Source organism: Streptomyces sp. NPDC023723, from assembly GCF_040639815.1.
In the GTDB taxonomy this organism is placed as follows: domain Bacteria; phylum Actinomycetota; class Actinomycetes; order Streptomycetales; family Streptomycetaceae; genus Streptomyces.
On record NZ_JBFAAP010000009.1, the window covers coordinates 20,248 to 41,730 of the forward strand.

General features: G+C 70.1%; 15 protein-coding genes, 1 pseudogene and 2 riboswitches. Of the genes and pseudogenes, 5 read left to right on the forward strand and 11 right to left on the reverse strand.

The genetic code is table 11. The features are described from left to right. Nucleotides 1–276: 276 nt before the first annotated feature. Entirely contained in the window at nt 277–1,665 is a 1,389-nt protein-coding gene (locus tag AB0G32_RS12860; protein WP_361162040.1) for an MFS transporter, read from the reverse strand. Further along, complete coding sequence (locus AB0G32_RS12865; protein ID WP_361162042.1) at nt 1,662–2,507, reverse strand: alpha/beta fold hydrolase; 846 nt, start codon at nt 2,505–2,507, stop codon at nt 1,662–1,664. The genes AB0G32_RS12860 and AB0G32_RS12865 overlap by 4 nt, the downstream gene beginning before the upstream one ends. Before the next feature lie 91 nt (nt 2,508–2,598). On the opposite strand from AB0G32_RS12865, the gene AB0G32_RS12870 reads away from it, so the two are divergent. Continuing rightward, nucleotides 2,599–3,534 (forward strand): LysR family transcriptional regulator, encoded by a 936-nt coding sequence (locus AB0G32_RS12870; protein WP_361162044.1) that lies wholly within the window; start codon nt 2,599–2,601, stop codon nt 3,532–3,534. A 37-nt stretch (nt 3,535–3,571) separates the two neighbouring features. On the opposite strand, the gene AB0G32_RS12875 is transcribed toward AB0G32_RS12870, so the two are convergent. Beyond that, nucleotides 3,572–3,715 (reverse strand): hypothetical protein, encoded by a 144-nt coding sequence (locus tag AB0G32_RS12875; protein ID WP_361162377.1) that lies wholly within the window; start codon nt 3,713–3,715, stop codon nt 3,572–3,574. Between AB0G32_RS12875 and AB0G32_RS12880 the strand changes: the two genes are divergently transcribed. Then, nucleotides 3,653–3,919: a histidinol dehydrogenase gene (locus AB0G32_RS12880; RefSeq protein WP_361162356.1), complete on the forward strand. Its 267-nt coding sequence runs from the start codon at nt 3,653–3,655 to the stop codon at nt 3,917–3,919. The genes AB0G32_RS12875 and AB0G32_RS12880 overlap by 63 nt on opposite strands. Here the strand turns inward: AB0G32_RS12880 and nrdF are convergent. The 4 genes and pseudogenes from nrdF to metE form a co-directional block, all read right to left on the reverse strand. After that, nucleotides 3,868–4,890 carry a class 1b ribonucleoside-diphosphate reductase subunit beta gene (gene nrdF, locus AB0G32_RS12885; RefSeq protein ID WP_361162046.1) on the reverse strand — a complete coding sequence of 341 codons (1,023 nt, stop codon included), beginning with the start codon at nt 4,888–4,890 and terminating at the stop codon, nt 3,868–3,870. The two genes, AB0G32_RS12880 and nrdF, sit on opposite strands and share 52 nt — an antisense overlap. 35 nt (nt 4,891–4,925) lie before the next feature. Further along, a complete protein-coding gene (nrdE, locus tag AB0G32_RS12890) occupies nt 4,926–7,100 on the reverse strand; it encodes a class 1b ribonucleoside-diphosphate reductase subunit alpha (protein ID WP_361162048.1) in 2,175 nt (724 codons plus the stop codon). Further along, nucleotides 7,097–7,537: a class Ib ribonucleoside-diphosphate reductase assembly flavoprotein NrdI gene (gene nrdI, locus AB0G32_RS12895; protein ID WP_361162050.1), complete on the reverse strand. Its 441-nt coding sequence runs from the start codon at nt 7,535–7,537 to the stop codon at nt 7,097–7,099. Before nrdI ends, nrdE begins: the two co-directional genes overlap by 4 nt. Before the next feature lie 173 nt (nt 7,538–7,710). Continuing rightward, nucleotides 7,711–7,934, reverse strand: a riboswitch (cobalamin riboswitch). 226 nt (nt 7,935–8,160) lie between these two features. Then, nucleotides 8,161–10,474: pseudogene (gene metE / locus AB0G32_RS12900) on the reverse strand (5-methyltetrahydropteroyltriglutamate--homocysteine S-methyltransferase). A 170-nt stretch (nt 10,475–10,644) separates the two neighbouring features. Then, nucleotides 10,645–10,869, reverse strand: a riboswitch (cobalamin riboswitch). Nucleotides 10,870–12,144: 1,275 nt separating this feature from the next. Between metE and AB0G32_RS12905 the strand changes: the two are divergent. After that, nucleotides 12,145–14,565 carry a neutral/alkaline non-lysosomal ceramidase N-terminal domain-containing protein gene (locus AB0G32_RS12905; protein WP_361162052.1) on the forward strand — a complete coding sequence of 807 codons (2,421 nt, stop codon included), beginning with the start codon at nt 12,145–12,147 and terminating at the stop codon, nt 14,563–14,565. A 257-nt stretch (nt 14,566–14,822) separates the two neighbouring features. On the opposite strand, the gene AB0G32_RS12910 is transcribed toward AB0G32_RS12905, so the two are convergent. The 3 genes from AB0G32_RS12910 to AB0G32_RS12920 are packed head-to-tail and all read right to left on the reverse strand — an operon-like array spanning nt 14,823 to nt 17,679. Next, complete coding sequence (locus AB0G32_RS12910; RefSeq protein WP_361162054.1) at nt 14,823–16,172, reverse strand: MFS transporter; 1,350 nt, start codon at nt 16,170–16,172, stop codon at nt 14,823–14,825. A gap of 18 nt (nt 16,173–16,190) precedes the next feature. Next, nucleotides 16,191–16,958, reverse strand: coding sequence for an alpha/beta fold hydrolase (locus AB0G32_RS12915; protein WP_361162056.1), 768 nt, complete (start codon nt 16,956–16,958; stop codon nt 16,191–16,193). A gap of 31 nt (nt 16,959–16,989) precedes the next feature. Beyond that, nucleotides 16,990–17,679, reverse strand: coding sequence for a FadR/GntR family transcriptional regulator (locus AB0G32_RS12920; RefSeq protein ID WP_361162058.1), 690 nt, complete (start codon nt 17,677–17,679; stop codon nt 16,990–16,992). Between the two features lie 189 nt (nt 17,680–17,868). Here AB0G32_RS12920 and leuA point away from each other — a divergent pair, with 189 nt between their 5' ends. Together leuA and AB0G32_RS12930 are read left to right on the forward strand one after the other, a co-directional pair. After that, entirely contained in the window at nt 17,869–19,668 is a 1,800-nt protein-coding gene (gene leuA / locus AB0G32_RS12925; protein ID WP_361162060.1) for a 2-isopropylmalate synthase, read from the forward strand. Continuing rightward, a complete protein-coding gene (locus tag AB0G32_RS12930; RefSeq protein WP_361162062.1) occupies nt 19,665–20,489 on the forward strand; it encodes an ATP-binding cassette domain-containing protein in 825 nt (274 codons plus the stop codon). Before leuA ends, AB0G32_RS12930 begins: the two co-directional genes overlap by 4 nt. A gap of 58 nt (nt 20,490–20,547) precedes the next feature. Here the strand turns inward: AB0G32_RS12930 and AB0G32_RS12935 are convergent, their stop codons facing one another. Beyond that, a complete protein-coding gene (locus tag AB0G32_RS12935; RefSeq protein ID WP_361162064.1) occupies nt 20,548–21,405 on the reverse strand; it encodes a hypothetical protein in 858 nt (285 codons plus the stop codon). Nucleotides 21,406–21,483: the final 78 nt, after the last annotated feature.

Below are 21,483 nucleotides of genomic sequence, written 5' to 3' on the forward strand. Positions count from 1 at the left end.
GTTCCGAGCCGCACACGCAGCGCCCGCCGATGGTTGTTCGTGTGTGCCGTTGAGTGAGGCACGGGGGCGCGAATCGAGTCGTCACTGCCAGACCGGACGCCTCGGCGGGGCGGCCGGTGGGGGATCACCGCGAGGCGATCGACGCGATCACCTGGACGTTCCAGACGGGATCACGGTGGAATCACCTCCCCGAAAGGTCCGGCCAGCCGCGCTGTTCTCCCCGGCGCCGGCCCGGTTCGGGCCGCTCCTGGCGGTGCCGGTCACCACGGCCGGCGTTCAAGGACTCAGTGGCACGCGCTCGCGTTCTCGCAACTCGGGGCCGGGCCGGTCGCGGAGCCGGAGGCTGATCAGCGCGGTGATCGTGAAGGCGGCGACCTGGTAGAGCATGGCATGCCCGAACGCGGTGTTCTCGTCGCCGGCGGGGGCATAGTAGGCCAGTCCGGCCGCGGCCACCCCGATGGATCCGCCGAGTTGCTGTGCTGTGGGCAGCAGTCCGGAGAGCGAACCGGCGGCGGGACCGTGCACCTCGGCCAGGACCAGGGTGAACACCGAGGCGGTGAAGGCGCCAAACGCGGCTCCGCCGACGGCCAGCACGGGCAGTGCTGCCCGGCGTCCCGCTGCCGAGCCGATGAGCGGGGTCAGCACCAGGCACATCCCGGCCAGCACCAGGGACGCGACGGTAAGCACCGTCGGCCCGTGCCGGCGGACAAGAGCGGGTGCGGCCCTGCTGCCGATGGCGGCGGCTGCGGCGAATGGCGCCGACGTCAGCGCGGCCGCGAGGGCCGAATACCCGACGGCGGACTGGAGATGGAGGAAGAGCAGGTAGGTGAAGGAAGGCACGCCGGTGTTGAACACGAACACCAGCAGCGTGCCCCTGCGCGCCGACCGGTCCCGCAGCACCGAGGGATGGATCAGCGGGTCGGGTCGGTGCGGGAGGCTGCGGACGAAGTGGCCGAGGGCGGCAACAGCCACGGCGAAGCCGGCCCATGTCCACCAGGGCCAGCCCGCCTCCCGCCCCAGCGCCAGGGGCAGGACCAGCGCGCCGGCTCCCACGGTGACCAGCCACGCACCCAGTTTGTCGACGCGGTGTCCGTCCGCTCCGCGGGTGCGGGGCAGCGCGGTCGCTCCGGCCAGCGAGGCGAGCGCCACCGGCACAGTGAGGAGCATCACCGGCCGCCAGCCGAGGCCGAAGAGATCGGCACTGAGCACGAGGCCGCCGATCAGGGGCCCGGCCAGTGACGCGACGGCCATGGTGGCGCCGTACAGGCCAAGGGCGCGCGGCCGGCGTGTCGCGGGGGTGGCGACCTGGATGAGCGACAGGATCTGGGGGGCGACCAGGCCGCTGCCCGCGCCCTGCACCAGCCGGGCCGTGATCAGCGACGCGGCGTCGGGGGCACAGGCGCCGGCCACCGAGCCCACGGTGAAGACCACGGTGCCTGCCACGAACAGCCGGCGGTAGCCGTACCGGTCGCCGAGCCGTGCGGCGGGGATGAGCAGGCATGCGTACGTCAGGGTGTATCCGGCGAGAACCAGTTGCACGGCGCCCGGGCCGGCGCCCAGGCCGGCCTGTATCGCCGGCGCGGCCACCTGGGCGACAGTGACGTTGAGCAACTGCACGAAAGTAGCGCTGAGCACCACCGGCAGCACGAGGCGACCGCCGCTCACGGCAGCAGCGCCGCGGCGAGTTCACGGGGCCGGGCGGCGAACGGGCTGTGACTGCCCGGGAGGGTGCGCACGGTGAACGGGTTGCCGGGCATGGCCCGGTCGGCTTCCTCGATCATCAGGTCCTGCACGGCCGTCGGCAGCGCCCGGTCGTCCGCGCAGCGCAGGAACGTCCGCGGGACACGCCCCCATCGGCCTGGGGTCACAATGACCGGGGTAGTGGGGATCGCCAGAGGCAGATCGGGGCTCAGTGCCGAGCGCCAGCGGTCGAAGCGGTCCAGCGGGGTGTCGTGGTAGTGGGTCTGCCGCAGTTCCTCGATGTATGCGGGGTCCTGGGAGAGCGGGTTGATCCGCACGGCGCCCAGTTCCCCGGGGTCGCCGAGATTCAGACTCCGGCCTCGTGCCGTGGCGTTCTCCGGCGAGCCGAGGTAGTCGAAGAACCGGGGCCGTCCGGCGGGCACGAAGGCCGAGAGGTAGACGATCTCGTCGACGAGTTCGGGAGCACGCTCGGCGGCGAGTGACGCGGGGCCGCCACCCGCGCTGTGCGCGACGAGCACGACACGACGGTGGCGGCGGGCCCAGTGCAGCGTGTCCAGCACGGCCTCGGCGCCGTCGTCCATCGTCACGGTGGCGAGCGCGGATTTCTCGGTCCTCAGCCCCGGCTGGCCCGGCTGGAGGTATCCGCTGGGCAGTGGCGCCTCGAAGCCGTGCCCCGGAAGGTCGATGGCCATGCTCGTGGCACCGAGTGCGGCCAGCGCGCGCTGTGTCGCCGCCCACTGCCCGGAGCCGTGCCAGGCCCCGTGCACGAAGACGAAGACGGTGTCGGCGGAGGAAGAAGCAGTCATGACCGCATTCCACGCGACCCGACTCCGGTCATCCAGCAAAAGATCTGACAAGCTGATCCGCAATACATATGAGATATGAATGGGGCCTGGCATGGAAGCGCGGCACCTGCGATACGCACTGACCCTCGCCGAGCACGCACACTTCGGCCGGGCGGCCGGTGCGCTGGGCATCGCGCAGCCTCCGCTGTCCAAACAGATCGCCGACCTCGAACGAGAAGTGGGCGCCCGCTTGTTCGACCGCACCCGCCAGGGGGTGTTCCCGACAGCCGCGGGCGCGGCCTTCCTCGCCCGGGCCCGCAGGGCGCTCGACGAGATCACGGCGGCCTCGGTCGACGCGGCCAGGGCAGCGCGCGGCGAGACGGGACGGCTGCGCCTGGGGTTCATCGCCTCGGCGCTGCTCGAACCCCTGCCGGACGTTCTGGGCCGGTTCGGCCGCGAACGACCCGACGTGCGGCTGGAACTGCACGAGATGGCGACCAACCGCAGCACGGCCGCGCTCGTCGCCGGCGAACTGGACGTGGCGATCGGCCTCGGCCGTCCACGGGGCGTCGGGGCCGAGCGGTTGGTATCGGTCCCGATCGGACACGACCACCTGGTCGCGGTCGTGAGCAGCACGCACCCGTACGCGGGGCAGTCGTCGGTAAACGTGGACCAACTGCGGCGACAGCCACTGATCGTGGCGCCGGGCGAGGACGAGCCCGCTGTCGTCACCGGCCTGCGGACCCTGCTGGGCAAGGACTCCCCGGCGCTTGCCGGCGCCACCGTCGCGAGGGACATCCACACCATCATCGGCCTCGCCGCCTGCGGGGTGGGCGTCGGTCTGGGGCCCTCCCGCATGCTGACGGCCCCACGACGGGGCACGTGGTTCTGCGAGGTCACCCCGCAGGCACCTCTGCCCGATCTGGTCCTGTCCTTCCAGGCCCGGGACCGTTCCCCGGCACTGAACGCCTTCCTCGACGTCATCCGCCAGAACTGCCCCGACGTCGGTGCCGCGCTCGACCACCGGATCGGCCCACTCGGACCTTGAGAGAAAGGCGACCGCGACTCGAACACCTGACACCAGGTCAGGCGCCGGCAACCGTGGCGTTCGGCCTGCTGGGCCGGTCGCCGTTGACCTGCTCGCCGGGCTCTCCGAGGTCGCCGTCATCGCCGACGCCACGGCGGACGCGGAGGCCGTCGCCGCGGACCTGCTCGGCCAGGCCGAGCACGGTCCCACCTCTCCGGCCCCGCTGGTCACCACCTCCGAGCCGCTGGGCCGGGACATCTGCGGCCCCGCCTGGCGTGACCAAGGTGCGGTGGCGGTCATGGACGAACCGGCCTGGTCCCCGAGCACCTGGGGTGTGCTGGAAATATCCCCCTTTCAGAAGTCCCAGTCGTCGTCGGCGGTGTCCTCCGCCTTGCCCATGACGTAGGAGGAGCCGGACCCGGAGAAGAAGTCGTGGTTCTCGTCCGCGCCGGGCGACAGCGCCGCGAGGATCTCCGGATTGACCTCGGTCTCCTCCGCGTCGAAGCGGGCCGGGTAGCCGAGGTTCATCAGCGCCTTGTTGGCGTTGTAGCGGACGAACACCGCCACGTCGTCCATCAGGCCGAGCGGTTCGTACAACTCGCCGGAGTACTTGAGCTCCAGCTGGTACAGCTCCTCCAGCAGGTCGTACGTGAACGCCCGCATCTCTTCCTGCCCGGCGGCGTCGAGCTTCTCCAGGCCACGCTGGTATTTGTAACCGGAGTAGTAGCCGTGCACGGCCTTGTCGCGCAGGATCAGGCGGATCATGTCGGCGGTGTTGGTGAGCAGGGCGTGGGTGGAGAAGTGCAGCGGGAGATAGAAGCCGGCGTACAGGAGCAGCGACGACAGGAGGGTGGAGGCGACCTTCCGCTTCAGCGGGTCGTCGCCGTAGTAGTGCCTCAGGACGGTTTTGCACCGCTGCTGGAGGACGTCGTTGTGCACGGCCCAGCGGTAGGCTTCGTCGATCTCCGGGGTGTTGGAGAGGGTCGAGAAGACTGAGGAGTAGCTGCGGGCGTGCACGGCCTGCATGAAGGCGATGTTGGTGTACACGGCCTCCTCGTGCTCGGTTCGGGCGTCCTGGATCTGGACGATCTCGCCGACCGTGGCCTGCACGGTGTCGAGCATGGTCAGGCCGGTGAACACGCGCATCGTGAGCGTGCGTTCCTCGGCGGACAGACGCCGCTGCCAGGCGTTGACGTCGTTGGACAGCGGGACCTTCTCGGGCAGCCAGAAGTTGGCGGTGAGCCGGTTCCACACCTCCAGGTCCTTCTCGTCGGTGACGCGGTTCCAGTTGACCGGACGCAGCCGGGCGGCCGGGTCGTGGCGGAAGGACGGCGGCGTGACCGAGACCTCGGCCAGCGGGGCGGGGGTGGTCGTCATGGTGCGTGATTCCAGGGGATCGTTGGCGGTCGGCTTCACAGGGTGCAGGACAGGCAGTTCTCGATCTCGGTGCCTTCCAGCGCCTCCTGGCGCAGCCGGATGTAGTAGAGGGTCTTGATTCCCTTGCGCCAGGCGTGGATCTGCGCCTTGTTCAGATCGCGGGTGGTGGCGGTGTCGCGGAAGAAGAGGGTGCAGCTGAGGCCCTGGTCGACGTGCTGGGTGGCCGCCGCATAGGTGTCGATGATCTTCTCGTAGCCGATCTCGTACGCGTCCTGGAAGTACTCCAGGTTGTCGTTGTCCATGTGCGGCGCCGGGTAGTAGACGCGGCCGAGCTTGCCCTCCTTGCGGATCTCCACCTTGGAGGCGACCGGGTGGATGGAGGCGGTCGCGTCGTTGATGTAGCTGATGGAGCCGGTGGGCGGTACGGCCTGGAGGTACTGGTTGTAGATGCCGTGCTCCCGCACGGACCGCTTCAGCTCGTGCCAGTCGTCCCGGGTGGGCAGCGTGATCCCGGCTTCGGCGAACAGCTTCCGCACCCGCTCGGTGGCCGGCTCCCACACCTGTTCCGTGTACTTGTCGAAGTAGGACCCGTCGGCGTACGCCGTGTTCTCGAAGCCGTCGAAGGCCGTGCCGCGTTCGATCGCGATCCGGTTCGACGCCCGCAGTGCGTGGAAGGCGACGGTGTAGAAGTACATGTTCGTGAAGTCGACACCTTCCTCGCTGCCGTAGTGGACACGCTGCGAGGCGAGATACCCGTGCAGGTTCATCTGGCCGAGGCCGATGGAGTGCGACAGGTCGTTGCCGTGTGCCACGGACGGCACGGCGTCGATGTGGGACTGGTCGGACACGGACGTCAGACCGCGCACCGCCGTCTCGACCGTCGCGCCGAGGTCGGGTGAGGCCATCGCGGCGGCGATGTTCAGCGAGCCCAGGTTGCAGGAGATGTCCCGGCCGACCGTCTCGTAGCCGAGTGCGGCGTCGTACCTGCTGGGGGTGTTGACCTGGAGGATCTCCGAGCACAGGTTGGACATGTTGATCCAGCCTGGGATCGGGTTGGCCCGGTTCACCGTGTCCTCGAACAGCAGGTACGGGTAGCCGGACTCGAACTGCAGCTCCGCGATCGTCTTGAAGAACTCACGGGCACTGAGTGTGGTCTTGCGGATGCGCGGGTTGGCGACGAGGTCGTCGTAGTGCTCGGTGACGGACAGGTCGGCCAGCGGCTTGCCGTACTCGCGCTCCACGTCGTACGGCGAGAACAGGTGCATGTCCGCGTTGCGTTTGGCGAGTTCGAAGGTGACGTCGGGGACGACCACACCCAGGGAGAGGGTCTTGATGCGGATCTTCTCGTCCGCGTTCTCCCGCTTGGTGTCCAGGAACCGCATGATGTCCGGGTGGTGCGCGTGCAGGTACACGGCCCCCGCGCCCTGCCGGGCACCGAGCTGGTTGGCGTAGGAGAACGAGTCCTCGAGGAGCTTCATGACCGGCACGACCCCGGACGACTGGTTCTCGATCTTCTTGATCGGGGCGCCCTGCTCGCGCAGGTTCGTCAGCAGCAGGGCCACGCCGCCGCCCCGCTTGGACAGTTGCATGGCGGAGTTGATGCCGCGTCCGATGGACTCCAGGTTGTCCTCGACGCGCAGCAGGAAGCAGGAGACCAGCTCGCCGCGCTGGGCCTTGCCGGCGTTGAGGAAGGTCGGGGTGGCCGGCTGGAAGCGGCCGGTCATCATCTCGTCGACCAGCCGGGAGGCCAGCGTCTCGTCGCCGGCGCCCAGGAACAGGGCGGTGGCGACCACCCGGTCCTCGTACCGCTCCAGGTAGCGGGAGCCGTCGAACGTCTTCAGCGTGTACGACGTGTAGTACTTGAACGCGCCGAGGAAGGTGCGGAAGCGGTGCTCGTGCGCGTACGCCTGCCGGTAGAGGCCCGCCAGGAACTCCCAGCCGTAGCGCCGGATCGGGGCTTCCTCGTAGTAGTCGTGTCCGATCAGGTAGTCGATCTTCTCCTTCAGCGTCTCGAACCGCACCGTGTTCGGGTTGACGTGCTGGAGGAAGTACTGCCGTACGGCTGCGCGGTCCTGGCCGAACTGGATGTTGCCGTCGCAGTCGTACATGTTCAGCATGGCGTTCAGCGCGTGGTAGTCCTTGCGCGCGCCGACCGACTCTCGCTGCGCCGCAGGGACCGTGACCGTTGCGGTGAGGGCGTTCACGGTCATGCCGTCAGCCGCTCCGCCGTCCGCCTGGTTGACGAGTGTCGTGTCCAAAAATCCCACAGTCCTTCCCTTACGGCGCGGACGTCGCGGTCCGTGCCCAGCAGTTCGAATCGGTACAGTTCCGGCACCCGGCACTTCGCCGAGATCACCCGGCCGGCCAGGCAGTAGTCGGCGCCGAAGTTGGTGTTGCCGGAGGCGATGACTCCGCGCAGCAGCAGCCGGTTGGCCTCGATGTTCAAAAAGCGGATCACTTGCTTGGGTACCGCGCCCGCGCGCTCTCCGCCGCCGTAGGTCGGAGTGATCAGCACATACGGCTCGGTCATCTGCGGCATGCCCTCAAGGCGTGGGCGCAGGGGGATGCGGGTGGCCGGCAGGGCCAGCTTCTCCACGAAGCGCCTGGTGTTCTCCGAGACGCTGGAGAAATACACGAGACCGCTCATCGGCCGCCGTCTCCTCTCGCTCGTTCCCGTTCATGTCCGAGGACCGGGAGGGAGGAGCGGCGCGGGACGAGCGGCGGAACACCGGGGCGGCGGAGCAAACCGATACGCCTTACCCGGAGCCGTGCGTCTGCCACCTGGCCCTCCCTCGGGGCCTCGGAGCGCGCACACCGCTGTCCGGTGTGCGCACCGGTGGCAGGTCTTCGGACTCGCGGGCGTGTCTCGTGCAGTACGAGACTCCTACTGGCCGTCGCTTCCCAGGCCCGGCATGTCGGACCCAGTGCTTGTGACGGCGGTTGTTCCCACTCACCGCTGCGGGGCAGTCCCGGTCTTTCACCGGGTTCCCTCTTGCGACGCCGAACACAGCAGTGCCCGGCGAACCACCAGCACCGCTAACACTACAGCTAGAACCGGGTGGGCGTGCACACCCCAGATGTTGTGTCGCGGCGAGAATTTGGGTAAATCCAAGCGCTGGTGTGGTCGGACGGGTGCCGGCCCTTCGCGTGTCGCGCGGCATGCGCAGACAGCAGACTCTCGGCTGCATCGGGCCGCCTTCGGCCTCGGTCGTGGTGGTGCTCTGGAAGGGCCGGGACGCTTGTGGCGTCCCGGCCCACCGCCTTCGCCGGTCAGGGGGCGGGCACCTCACCGCGGACGATGCGGGCGGCGGCGACCAGGTTCTCCAGGGAGGCGCGGGTCTCGGGCCAGGCGCGGGTCTTCAGGCCGCAGTCGGGGTTGACCCAGAGCCGTTCGGCCGGGATGGCCTGCAAGCCGGTGCGCAGCAGGTCCGCGGCCTCGTCGACGCTCGGCACGCGCGGGGAGTGGATGTCGTAGACACCGGGCCCGGCCTCGCGCGGATAGCCGTGGGCGGCCAGTTCCCGGGCCACCTGCATGTGCGAGCGGGCGGCCTCCAGACTGATCACGTCGGCGTCGAGGTCGTCGATGGCCCGGACGATGTCGCCGAACTCGGCGTAGCACATGTGGGTGTGGATCTGCGTGTCCGGACGCACCCCGCTCGTGCTGAGCCGGAACGCCTCGGTCGCCCACGCCAGGTACGCCGCGCGGTCGGCGGCCCGCAGCGGCAGCGTCTCGCGCAACGCGGGCTCGTCGACCTGGATGACCGAGGTGCCGGCCGCCTCCAGGTCGGTCACCTCGTCGCGCAGGGCGAGGGCGACCTGGCGGGCGGTGTCGCCAAGCGGCTGGTCGTCGCGGACGAAGGACCAGGCGAGCATGGTGACCGGACCGGTGAGCATGCCCTTGACTGGTCGGTCGCTCAGCGACTGGGCGTACGACGTCCAGCGAACCGTCATCGGCTCGGGGCGGGAGATGTCGCCGGCCAGGATCGGCGGGCGGACGTAGCGGGTGCCGTAGGACTGGACCCAGCCGTGCTGGGTGGCGAGGTAGCCGGTGAGCTGCTCGGCGAAGTACTGGACCATGTCGTTGCGTTCGGGTTCGCCGTGCACGAGGACGTCGATGCCGGTCGTCTCCTGGAAGGAGACGACCTCCTGGATCCTTGATGCGCTCCTCGTAGCCTGCGGTGTCGATACGGCCGGCGCGCAGGTCGGCCCGGGCCGTACGGAGTTCGCCGGTCTGCGGGAAGGAGCCGATGGTCGTGGTCGGCAGCAGCGGCAGTTTGAGGTGGGCGCGCTGGGCGGCGGCGCGTTCGGCGTACGGCTGGGAGCGGCGGGCGTCGGCGCCCGTCACGGCCTCGGCGCGGGCCCGTACGGCCGGGTCGCGGGTGATCGGCGAGCCGGCGCGGGAGGCGAGGTCGGCGCGGTTGGCGGCGAGTTCCCCGGCGATGGCGTCGGTGCCCAGGGCGAGACCCTTGGCGAGGACGGCGATCTCGGCGGTCTTCTGCTTGGCGAAGGCCAGCCAGCGCAGGACCTGCGGATTGATGTCCCGCTCGGCCGCCGTGTCCAGGGGGACGTGGAGCAGGGAGCAGGAGGCGGCGACGTCGACCCGGTCGGCGAGCCCGAGCAGGGTGCCGAGGGTGGACAGCGACTTCTGCAGGTCGTTGATCCAGATGTTGCGGCCGTTGACGACACCGGCGACCAGCCGTTTGCCGGGCAGTCCGCCGACGGCGGCCAGGGCGTCCAGGGTGGCGGCGGCAGCGTCGGTGAAGTCCAGCGCGAGTCCCTCGACCGGGGCCTGGGTCAGCACCGACAGTGCGTCCCCGAGCCGGTCGAAGTAGGAGGCGACGAGCAGCTTCGGCCGGTCCGTGAGGCCACCGAGATCGCGGTAGGCGCGCTCGGCGGCGTTCAACTCGGCCGGGGTACGGTCCTGCACGAGGGCGGGCTCGTCGAGCTGCACCCACTCGGCACCGGCCGTCCGCAGGTCGGCGAGCACCTCGGCGTACACGGGCAGCAGCCGGTCCAGCAGGGTCAGCGGCTCGAAGCCGGCCGGTGCGTCCGGTGCGGGCTTGGCCAGCAGCAGGTACGTCACGGGTCCGACCAGCACGGGCCGGGCGGTGAGGCCCTGGGCGAGGGCTTCCTTCAGCTCGGCCACCTGCTTGGTGGAGTCAGCCGTGAAGACGGTGTCGGGGCCCAGTTCGGGAACCAGGTAGTGGTAGTTGGTGTCGAACCACTTGGTCATCTCCAGCGGTGCCACCTCCTGGGTGCCGCGTGCCATGGCGAAGTATCCGTCGAGGGGGTCGGATGCGACGGCGGCACGGTGCCGCTTGGGGATCGCGCCCACCATGACGGTGGTGTCCAGGACGTGGTCGTAGTACGAGAAGTCGCAGGTGGGCACCTCGTGGATGCCGGCGTCGACGAGCTGCCGCCAGTTGCCGCGGCGCAGCTCCGCGGCGGTGGCCCGGAGGGCGTCGGCGGTGACGCGGCCCTTCCAGTAGCCCTCGACGGCCTTCTTCAGTTCCCGGTTCCGACCCTGGCGGGGGTAGCCGTACACGGTGGCCCGTGCTGCCGCGGTCGCGGACTTCGCTGTCACGGAGATCTCCTTCGCGAGATGAATCCCTGAGATCCCGGAGCCGGGACGAGAGCGCGAAGGGAACGACGGACCGGACGGCAACGACCCCTGTGCGGCAAAAGCACGGTCGTTCCATCTGGTGTGTACGCCGACCCGCCCTCGAGGCCACCGGGATGTCCACGTACGGATCGGTCCGCACGCGGGCAGTTGGCAGGTCTTCGGACTTGCGAGCACGCCCTCCGTGACGGAGGACACCTACTGGCCGTCGCTTCCCAGGCCCGGTATCTCGAACCCAGTGCGTATGACGGCGGTCGTTCCCGCTCACCGCTGCGGGGCAGTCCCGGATTCCCACCGGGTTCCCTCTTACGACGCATCCCGCCTGGCGGACGGGGCGAACCAGCTGCTGAGGTCACCCTACGGGGTGGCGCCGCGAAAGGAAGAGCGCCGTCCATCATCCGGGAGGCGGGCCGGGGCGTCCGGCGGGGGCAGCGGTGAGGGACCCTCGCCGCTGTGGTGCCGCGAGCCCTTGGGCCCGCGTTCCGCACGGCGAGGCCGGCGACCCGGGCCCGCTGGTACCGGCTCGACCCGGGGGGCCCGGACCGGTCGCCCGCCACAGCCGGTGGGCGGACATCAGCCGCCAGGCCCTGACCTTAATCCCGCCCAGGCCGGACAGGCCCTGGCCCAGTTGACCCAGCAGTGCGCACCCGGGCGTCCCGCTCCCGGACACACGGGCCCAGGCCACGCTCCGCTCCCACCGCTGCCCTCGCCGTCGGGCCGCCGCGCATGTCCGGACCGGGCCGGGAGCGTACGCCGAACCGTACAACCACGTGACACCGATACGTACACAGAGATCCCACGCGACTCGCGGCCCAGCAGCGGGAGGGGAAATGCCCCTTTGACCTGCCATGAAACCGGCGCGGTTACCCAGCCGTCCCTGCCGCCAACTCGCACACCTCTCCTTCAGCCGTATGCATTGTTTGCAGCGCCCTCCCCATAATCCGCGTCGCTGACCTTGCTCGCCCGGGTGGCCGACGCAGAGCATGAAGTCCGGCCATGGGATCCGGGACGCCCCCCCGCGATGTGCGGACGTCCGCTGGCCTCCCTGGGAAATCTGCGTTCGACTTTCACATGCATCCGACACGGAGAGATCTGGAGCGTGAACCTGCCTCCGGTGAGTGATCCTTGACGAGTCCCGCCTGCCGGGCGGCAGGCGGGACTTGCCGACAGGTGGGCCGATCAGCGAGGTCGGGTCATCAGCAGATTCCGAGTGCCTTCCCTGCCCGTGTCCTCACAGGCAAGGGAGAAACCGCGACCAATTGCCGCTCGTCGACTTCTGCTGCAAAGCAAGTTCAAAAGATGTACATGCAGACATCCCGCCTGTCGAGGCGTTCAGCCTGCCGGCCTCGCCGCCCGTGAGATCTTCTCCTCGCACGAAAGGACAGAAGCCGCAGACAAGCGCGCTCCGCATCCGCCAGGGCGACCGCACAGACCGGAACCTTCCCCCAACGAAGCCTGCTTCACCACCATTTGGCTGCGTTCAGAAAATTGAGTCGCCGGTATTGTCACGGAGATGACGGCGCCGTAGCTTTCTGACCGCGTCGACATGAAAGGGCAGGCCGCAGCCCGTCGACACATCTCATGGAACACAAGCGACTCATCGCAACCGAACAGGGACGACCGAGGTGACGCAGATGAAGCGTGAGAACGACGCGAGCGCAGCCGAAGAACCGCTGAGCAGACGGGGGTTCGTCGGAAGCTCACTGGCCGCCGCGGTGGCCGTCGCCGCAGGCAGCGCCATGGCCACCGTAGTGCCCGCGGCAGCCGACACGGCGAAAGCGGATTCGGCCGGCAAGACCACCGATCCGTCGGCCAAGCTCCAAGTGGGCGCCGCGGTGAAGGACATCACCCCGACGTCCGACATGTTCCCCCTCACCCGCGCACCCAACGTGACCCTGAACGGGGTCCTCGACCCGCTCCACACACGTGTGCTCGCGCTGTCGAGCGGTGCCGCGACCGTACTGGTCGTGTCCACCGAAACCGGGAGAGGTCCTTACGGTCCGCAGTTCGCGGAAGCCGTGGCCAAGCAGACCGGCATACCGATCGAGGCCGTGTTCCTCACGGCCACCCACTCGCACGCGGCCCCCGAGGTGACCGTCGAGCAGAACTACACGTTCGACGACAGTGACCCCGACGTCACCAACCTCCAGCGGTGGGGCAAACTGGTGATGGACCGGATGCTGGAAGCCGCCGCGGAGGCCGTGCGGAACATGCGCCCAGCGACCGTGGGCATCGGCTACTCCGAGAGCTACGTCAACGTCAACCGCAGCGCGGTCTACAACAAGGTCGCCGACGACGGAACGGTCACCGAGTACCGCAACCTCGGCTTCAACCCGACCGGCCCCACCGACCGCAAGGTCGCCACCCTCCGCTTCGACGGCCTCGACGGCGAGCCGATCGCCTTCCTCGTCAACTACGCCGTGCACGGCACCGTCATGCACGCCAACACCATCGGCGAAAACGGCGCCACGAAGATCAGCTCCGACATCCCGGGCCAGATCTCCACCTGTCTCGAAGACAAGTACGCCGGATCGGTCGCCCTCTGGCTGAGCGCCGCCGCCGGCGACCAGAACCCCATAGTCCAGAACGACATCTACACCCGCGACCCGAAGACGGGCGAGTTCTCGGAAAAGTTCTCCGACAACTACGACATCCTGAGCTACGTGTCGCGGATCAACTTCGCGGACGTGGAGACGGCGCTGGCATCGATCAGCCGCACCAGCGGCGACGTCACGGTCAACTTCGACTACGCGGAGACGACCATCCCGGGCACCACCAGCAGCGACTTCATGGTCTCACTGCAACTGCTGCGCATCGGGGACATCGCACTCGTCGGCTACTCCGGAGAACTGTTCAGCCGGCTCGGACACGACCTGAAGGACGGCTCGCTGCTCAAGCACACCCTGGTCCTCAACCACTGCTGGCAGAAGACCACCCAATACACCGGCTACGTCGCCGACGACAAGTCGAAGGCGGAGGGCGGATTCGGCACCACCGCCCCGTTCAGGACCGGCTATCTCTCCAAGGCCCTGGTCAAGCTGCAGAACGCGCTGATCAAGGAGACCGACAAGTGGACCCTGGGCGGCGACGGCACGGCCACCAACTCCGCCGGCCGTACCGTGCTGATCGGCCTGAGCGGGCGCCCCGACGGTTCGGACGCCGACCGGATCGTCAACTCCGCGGGCAAGGTGCTGCTGAAGCACGTGAAGGTCGCCAAGGACGCGAGCGGCAAGCGCCATGTGAACCTGGGCAACGGCTTCCTGCTCTACCCGGGCACCGACGCCAAGCTCGGATCGGGCAACGCGGTGGTGCGGAGCTTCGGAAGCTATCCCCAGACCGACCCCACCGGCACGACCAAACAGCCCCTGGACTGGCGACTCCTCGACATCAGCGGCAACACCGCGGTCCTCGCCACCGCCGAAATCGTGGACGGGGCCGAATTCAACCCGGACGACAACAGCAACGCCTGGAACACGAGCAACCTCCGCGCCTGGCTCAACAGCACCGGCGGCAAGAACCTGGCCGGCGACCCGACGGGCTTCTACGACGCGGCCTTCACCGCCGCGGAGAAGCGGAAGATCCTCAAGACCGCGGTGTCCATGAAGTCCTCCGGCTCCTACCCCGCCTACAACAAACTGCTCAGCAGCGACTGGTGGGGCACCTGGACCACGACCGGCACCAGCACCACGGACTACGTGTGGGCGCTCAGCGGCGAGGAGGCGTTCCGGTACTTCGGCCCCAGCAAGATCGCGACCGAGGCCGAGCTGGGCTTCGACCCGGCCAACTACACCAACGGCTACTTCGTCCCCACCGCCTACGCGCACAACGCGGGCGTCAAAATCAACGAAGGTGACAACGGCCCGTCGTTCGTCGGCTTCGGCGACGTATGGACCCGCTCGCCGGGCGCACCGGCCGACGGAACCGACTACTACGGCGTGTTCCTGGGATCCACCGGCTCCCTCAACGTCGGCCGCCCCGTCACGCGCCCCTACGGCACACTGCCGATCATCACGGTTGGCCTCGCGCTTTCGAGAGTGGGCTTGTCCGGGTCCTGATCAAATAAGCGGAGAGCGCTGCTGATCCGCGACGATGGGCTGGAGACCCTGGCCAGAGATCGTCTCCCTCGCACTCGACGCCCTGGCCCGGACGCCCATGCGTCGACGTCGACGAAGGGCCGGTCACTGGAGGCACTCCCGGGCTGAACTCCGCTGCCGAGCGTGCGGCCGGGACGCGCCCCACGGCGCCCCCCACCCCGGCCACACGCCCCCCGTACCCGCCGAGCCAGACCTCCTCCCCCCCGGCACCGCCGCCGTCAGAAGTCGGTGATCCCCCGCTCCCGTGTCTCCGGCAGCAGCAGGAGGCACACCAGGGACACACCGGCCATGGCGCTCACGTACCAGCCGACCGACGCCGAGCCGAACGCGGACTGGAGACGGGTGGCCACCAGGGGCGCGACCGCCCCTCCCGCCACCCCGCCCAGGCTGTAGGCGAGACCGGCGCCGGAATAGCGCACCCGGACCGGGAACAACTCGGGCAGGAACGCCCCCATGGGCCCGTAGATCACACCCATCAGGAACAGCGCGCCGCCGAGCCCGAGGATGATCAGGGGCAGCCGGCCGGTGTCCAGCAGGGGAAAGATCAGCGGTCCCCACACGGCCGCTGCGACCGTGCCCCACACGGCCAATGGCTTGCGCCCGAACCGGTCCGACCCGGTCGCGGCGATCCAGGTGCCGGCGGCGAGGAAGACGACGGCGGCCATGGAGGCCAGCAGCATGGGGGTGCGGCCGACACCGAGGGTCTTGGTCCCGTAGGACAGGCAGTACGTCGTCGCCGTGTAGAACAGGCCGTACGTGACGATCATCGCGCCGGAGCCGAGCAGCAGTTCCCGCGGGTGGCGCCGGACGATCCCGGCGATCGGGACCGCCTCGGTCCGTTGGTCCGCCGCCTTGCGGAACGAAGGGGTCTCGGTGATCCGGAGCCGGACGAGCAGCCCCACCCCCACCAGCACCAGGGACAGCAGGAACGGCACCCGCCACGCCCAGGCCCGGAAGGTCTCGTCGCTCACCCAGGTGGACAGCAGCAGGAAGACACCGGTGGCACCGAAGAACCCGACGGACGGACCGAGTTGGGGAAAGCTCGCGTACCGTCCCCGGCGGTCGGACGGCGCGTGCTCCACCGCCAGCAGCGCCGCTCCGCCCCACTCGCCGCCGAGCCCGAGGCCCTGGAGGAAGCGGAGCAGTACCAGCAGAGCCGGCGCCCAGGCCCCCCAGGTGTCGTAGCTGGGGAGCAGCCCGACCGCCGCCGTGGACAGCCCCATGAGGAGGAGGGAGACCACCAGGACCGATCTGCGGCCCAGCCGGTCGCCGAAGTGCCCGAACAGGACGGAGCCCAGCGGACGGGCCACGAAGGCCACGGCGTAGGTGGAGAAGGAGGCGAGCAGCGCGTTGACGGGGGAGAGGTTGGGGAAGAACGCCCCGTCGATGACGAGCGCGGCGGCGGTGCCGTAGATGTAGAAGTCGTAGAACTCGATCGCCGTGCCGATGAAGCTCGCGACGGCGACCCGGCGCAGCAGGCGGGGATCGTGCGGCCGCTCCCCGGCGCCGGGGGCGGTCGGGTGGGCGGACTCCGTCCGCTGCTCCGGTGTGCGGTGTCCGTACGGCATGGATGTCCCCCTGGTGCGTCAGGTTTCCGGACCGGTCGTCAGGAGGCGGCGCAGGATCTCCGCCACCTCCGCGGTGTGCGTGTGGGTGAAGAAGTGGCCGCCCGGGAGGGTGTGCACGCGCAGCGGCGAGCGGGTGTGCCGCTGCCACGCCCGCACCCGGGCCAGGTCGGTGAGGGGATCGGCCTCGCCCATGAGAGCGACGACCCGGCAGTCGACGGCGGAGCCGGCCCCGGGGCGGTAGCGGCTGTGCGCCCGCAGATCGCCGCGGAGGACGGGCAGGAACATGCGGCGCAGCAGCGGGTGGTCGAGGAGGACGGTGTCGGACCCGCCCAGCGACCGGATGAACGCGGTCAGCCGCTCGTCCTCGTCGTGCGTGCCGTCGTCGCGGAGCGCGAGGTCCGGCAGTTCCAGCCGGGAGGGCGCGGGGTGCCCGGAGGCGACGAGGACGATCCGCCGCTGGTCGGGCAAGCGGCGGGCGGCCTCGTAGGCCACCGCCGCTCCCAGACTGTGGCCGAACAGCAGCAGGGGGCCGTCCCCGCGGACCGCGGCGATCGCCTCGGCCGCCCGGTGCGCGAGGTCGTGCACGTCGGTGAAGAGGGGTTCGCGGCCGCGTTCCGCGCGCCCGAGATAGCGGACGCCCGCCGTCGAGGCGAGGTCGGCCAGCCGGGCCGCGAGCGGCTCGTAGGAGTCGGCGGAGCCGCCCGAGTGGGGGAAGAACAGGACCTGCCAGGAGGTGGCGGGCGGTCCGGGCAGCGGGTAACGGCGTATCCAGGGTCCGGCGTCCATCATGCCCACCGTTCTGCGCGAGGCGTCGGCGTCACAGGGAGCGCAGCAGGGCGAGCGTCCCTTCCAGTTCCTCGCGCAGCGCGGCGCCGGCTGCCTCGGCGTCCCGCTCCGCCACCGCGGTCACCAGGGCGATGTGGCCCTCCTCGCCGTGGTGCGGGTCCCCGGAGCGCAGATCGAGCAACTCGATCAGATCGAGGAGGCGTTGCTTGAGGATCGGCACGAACTGGGTGAACAGGCCGGTCAGTACGGGGTTGTGCGCGGCGGCGACCACCGCCTCGTGCAGCGCGATGTCGGCCTCGACGAACGCGGCGTTGCCCGCCTCCCCGGCGCTCCGCCGTACGGTCAGCGCCTCACGCAGGGCCGCGATGTCCGCGTCGGTGCGCCGCTGGGCCGCCAACTGCGCGGCCTCCACCTCGACGAGCATGCGCACCTCGTAGACATCGGTGATGGCCGCCTGCCGGAGCTGTGTGGACCAGTCCTCCTGGGGTGTGGCCGCGATGACGAACACACCGGACCCCTGGCGCGCCTGGACCAGACCGGCGCCCGCCAGCGCCCGCAGGGCCTCGCGGACGGTCGAGCGCCCCACACCGAGGGACTTGGCCAGGGTGGTCTCGCCGGGGAGCCTGGTCCCCACGGCCCACTCACCGCTGGTGATCTGCTCGCGCAGATGGGTGGTGGCCTGCTCGACCAGGGGAGAGGGGCGCAGGGCGCCTAGTGACATGGGAGGTTCACCTTCCCGCACCTTTCAGGTTGTCTGAGGAGCTGAGTTGTCGCTACTATACCCGGCATGCTGCTGCGCGAGCTTCTTCTTCTCGGCCGCCGCTGCGGGGCCTGACGCGACCGGCACCCCGCAGCGGGGTTTCGGACTGCGCCGGTCTCCGCACGGCTGATCGAAAGAAGCTCCGTACCGATGACTTCCTCCCCCCAGGGCGCGGTGTTCCCGACCCTGCGCACCCCCGTCGGCGACGTCCCGGCGGACGCGCCGCACTGGAACCCCCAGCGTCCGAGCGCGATGCCGCACCACCGCTACCAGTCCGCGCACGAGCGGGTGGCCCTGCCGCTGACGGACCGCACCTGGCCGTCGCGCCGGCTGGAACGGGCTCCGCTGTGGGTGCCCGTCGACCTGCGCGACGGCAACCAGGCGCTGGCCGAACCGATGGACACCGAGCGCAAGCGCCGGATGTTCGACCTCCTGGTCACCATGGGCTTCAAGGAGATCGAGGTCGGCTACCCCTCCGCGAGCCAGACCGACTTCGACTTCGTCCGGCATCTGGCCGTAAGCGGTGCCGTCCCCGACGACGTCACCGTCTCCGTGTTCACCGCGGCCCGGCAGGACCTGATCGACCGGACCGTCGCCTCCGTCGAAGGACTGCCCCGCACCCTCATCCACCTCTACACCGCGACCGCGCCCACCTGGCGTGACGTGGTGCTCGGCCGCTCCCGCGCCGAGGTGCACGCGCTGATCCACGAGGCCGCCACCCATCTGCTGCGCCGTGTCGAGGAACGGCCCAGCGCCGACATCCGGTTCGAGTTCTCGCCGGAGGTCTTCAACCTCACCGAGCCGGACTTCGTGCTGGAGGTGTGCAACAGCCTGTCCGACCTGTGGGAGGCGAGCCCCGACCGGCCGGTGGTCCACAACCTGCCGGCGACCGTGGAGATCGCCACCCCCAACGTCTACGCGGACCAGATCGAGTACATGGACCGCCACCTGGCCCGCCGCGACGCGGTGATCCTCTCGGTCCACCCGCACAACGACCGCGGCACCGGTGTCGCCTGCGCCGAACTCGCCGTCCTCGCGGGGGCGCAGCGCGTCGAGGGCTGCCTGTTCGGCAACGGCGAACGCACCGGCAACGTCGACCTGGTGACCCTGGCGCTGAACCTCTACGCGCAGGGCGTCAACCCGATGATCGACTTCTCCGACATCGACGCGGTGCGCGAGGTCGTGCAGTACTGCAACCGGCTGCCGGTCCACCCGCGCCACCCCTACGGCGGCGACCTGGTGCACACCGCCTTCTCCGGCACCCACCAGGACGCCATCTCCAAGGGCATGGCCCACCACGCCAAGCAGGCCGCGGAGCAGGGCGTGCCGGCCGACGAGGCGCCGTGGGCGGTGCCCTACCTGCCCATCGACCCCGGTGACATCGGCCGCACCTACGAGGAGGTCATCCGGATCAACTCCCAGTCGGGCAAGGGCGGCATCGCCCACCTGCTGCACACCCACCACGGCCTGGACCTGCCCCAGGCGCTGCGGCCGGACTTCTCCCGCACGGTGCAGCAGGTCACCGACTCCACCGGCGAGGAGCTGTCGCACAAGGAGCTGTGGGAGCTGTTCCGCACCACCTACCTCGCCCCGGCCCTGGACGGCCCGGTCACGCTGGAGTCCTGGAACGCCAGCGAACCCGCCCCCGGGGAGCACCGGTTCACCTGCACCCTGCGCAGCGGCGGCCGGGACCACCTCTGCGAGGGCACCGGCAACGGCCCCCTGTCCGCCTTCGCCGACGCCCTGAGCGGGATCGGTGTCACCGTGGACATCCTCGGCTACACCGAGCACTCCACCACCACCGGACCGAACAGCCCCGCCGTCGCCTATGCCGAGTGCCGTGTCGACGACGAGGTCCGCTGGGGCGCGGGCTGGGACACCTCGGTGCTCACCGCGTCCGTCCACGCGGTCATGGCCGCGGTCAACCGCTCCGGTCGGGTCACCTCGTGACCACACCCCCGGTCCTGTCCGTACGGGACGTGGACGTCGTACGCGACGGGAATCCGATCCTGCACGAGGTGTCCCTGACCGTCCGGGCCGGCGAACACTGGGCGCTGCTCGGGGCCAACGGGGCGGGCAAGAGCACCCTGCTCGGTCTCCTCGGGGCGCTGGCCCATCCCACCCGGGGCACCGTCGAGGTGCTGGGCCACCGGCTGGGCCGGGTCGACATGCGGCAGCTGCGTTCCTATGTCGGCCATGTCAATCCGCGGCACGACCTGCGCTCGCCGCTGAAGGTGCACGACGTCGTACTGACCGGCCTGACCAACACCCTGGAACGGGTGCCGCGCTGGGAGCCGACGCGCGAACAGGCCGGCACGGCCGACCGGCTGATCGCCCTGCTCGGCCTCGGTGACCGCCGCGACGCCCGGTGGCCGACCCTCTCCCAGGGGGAACGGGGCCGTGCGCTCATCGCCCGGGCCCTCATGCCCAGCCCCCGGCTCCTGCTGCTCGACGAGCCCGCCACCGGTCTGGACGTGGCCGGCCGGGAACAGCTCATCGAACGGATCGACACCTTGCAGCGCACCTACACGGGTCTGGCATCGGTGCTGGTCACCCACCACTTGGAGGAACTCCCCCCGGGGACGACCCATGTGATGCTGCTGCGCGACGGGCGCTGCCTGGCCGCCGGCCCGGCCGATGAGGTGCTGACCAGCGACCAGGTCAGCAAGTGCTTCGACCACCCCGTCCGCCTCACCCGGGCCGACGGACGCTGGAGCGTGCGGGCGGGCCGTCCGGCGGGGGAGTGGGGGACGAACGCGATGGTGGGCTGAGGGACGGCGGTCGTGGCGGTGCGTCCCCCTCGGGCGGGCGCACCACCACGACCGGCCGTCAGACCAGAGACTGGCCGGCCTTCTCGACGGCGGCCCGGGCCCGGTCCCAGTCACCGTCGAAGCAGGTGCCCAGGGCGTGCAGCCACCGCTCGACGCCGAAGCCGACGCAACCGGTGGAGACCGGGCCGCCGTCGGGCAGGGAGATGGCGCACCGCTCGCCGAAGAACGTGTGATGGATGTTGACGGAGGCGATCGCCATGTCCTGGTAGACGTACTCGTGCTTCACCGGGACGATCTGCTGGAAGGCGGCACGGTCCCCCGTCCGGTCGTAGAAGGGATCGGAGGCCGCGCGGCGTTCCAGCGGCAGACCCAGGGCACCGGACAGGGCCTCCAGGAACCGCGCCGAGTGGTCGAGATGGGCCGTGACCTGGTCGGGTGTGCCCAGCGCCACGACCTCGCGCATCCGGAACGCCTTCAGCCGGCGCAGGGCGTCGAAGTGGTCCTCGTTGCGGAAGCACTGCCCCAGCAGGGTCACCAGCTTCCCGCCCGCGGGCACCTGTCCGCCGCGGTGGTGCAGATAGACGCCGTAGCAGGCGCTGGAGGGCAGGGCGAGGCCGGCCGCCCGCAGCGAGCCGGGGGCGAACGCGCCGGCGGCGGCCTCCTGGCCGATGGTCCCGGGGCCGGCCTCGGTGACGTCCAGGGCGGCGGAGACCAGGGCCAGTTGGGGGAAGTTCTGGTACACGTCCAGGCGGGCCAGGTCGGCGACCGGAAGCAGCGGTGGCACGGTCAGCGCGACCGCGCCGGCCGCCTCGGCCCACCGGACGCAGACCCGGTCCAGTGCCTCGGCGAGCCGGGTCGGAGCCTCCTCCAGCGCGACGAGTCCTTCGGACACCCGGACACCGGTCTTGATACTCATCCCAAGCTCCTTAGCGTGAGTGGCTGATCGAGCGGCTTCTCCGGAGGGACGCTCCGTCCGCCGCGGTGGAGCAGCGGC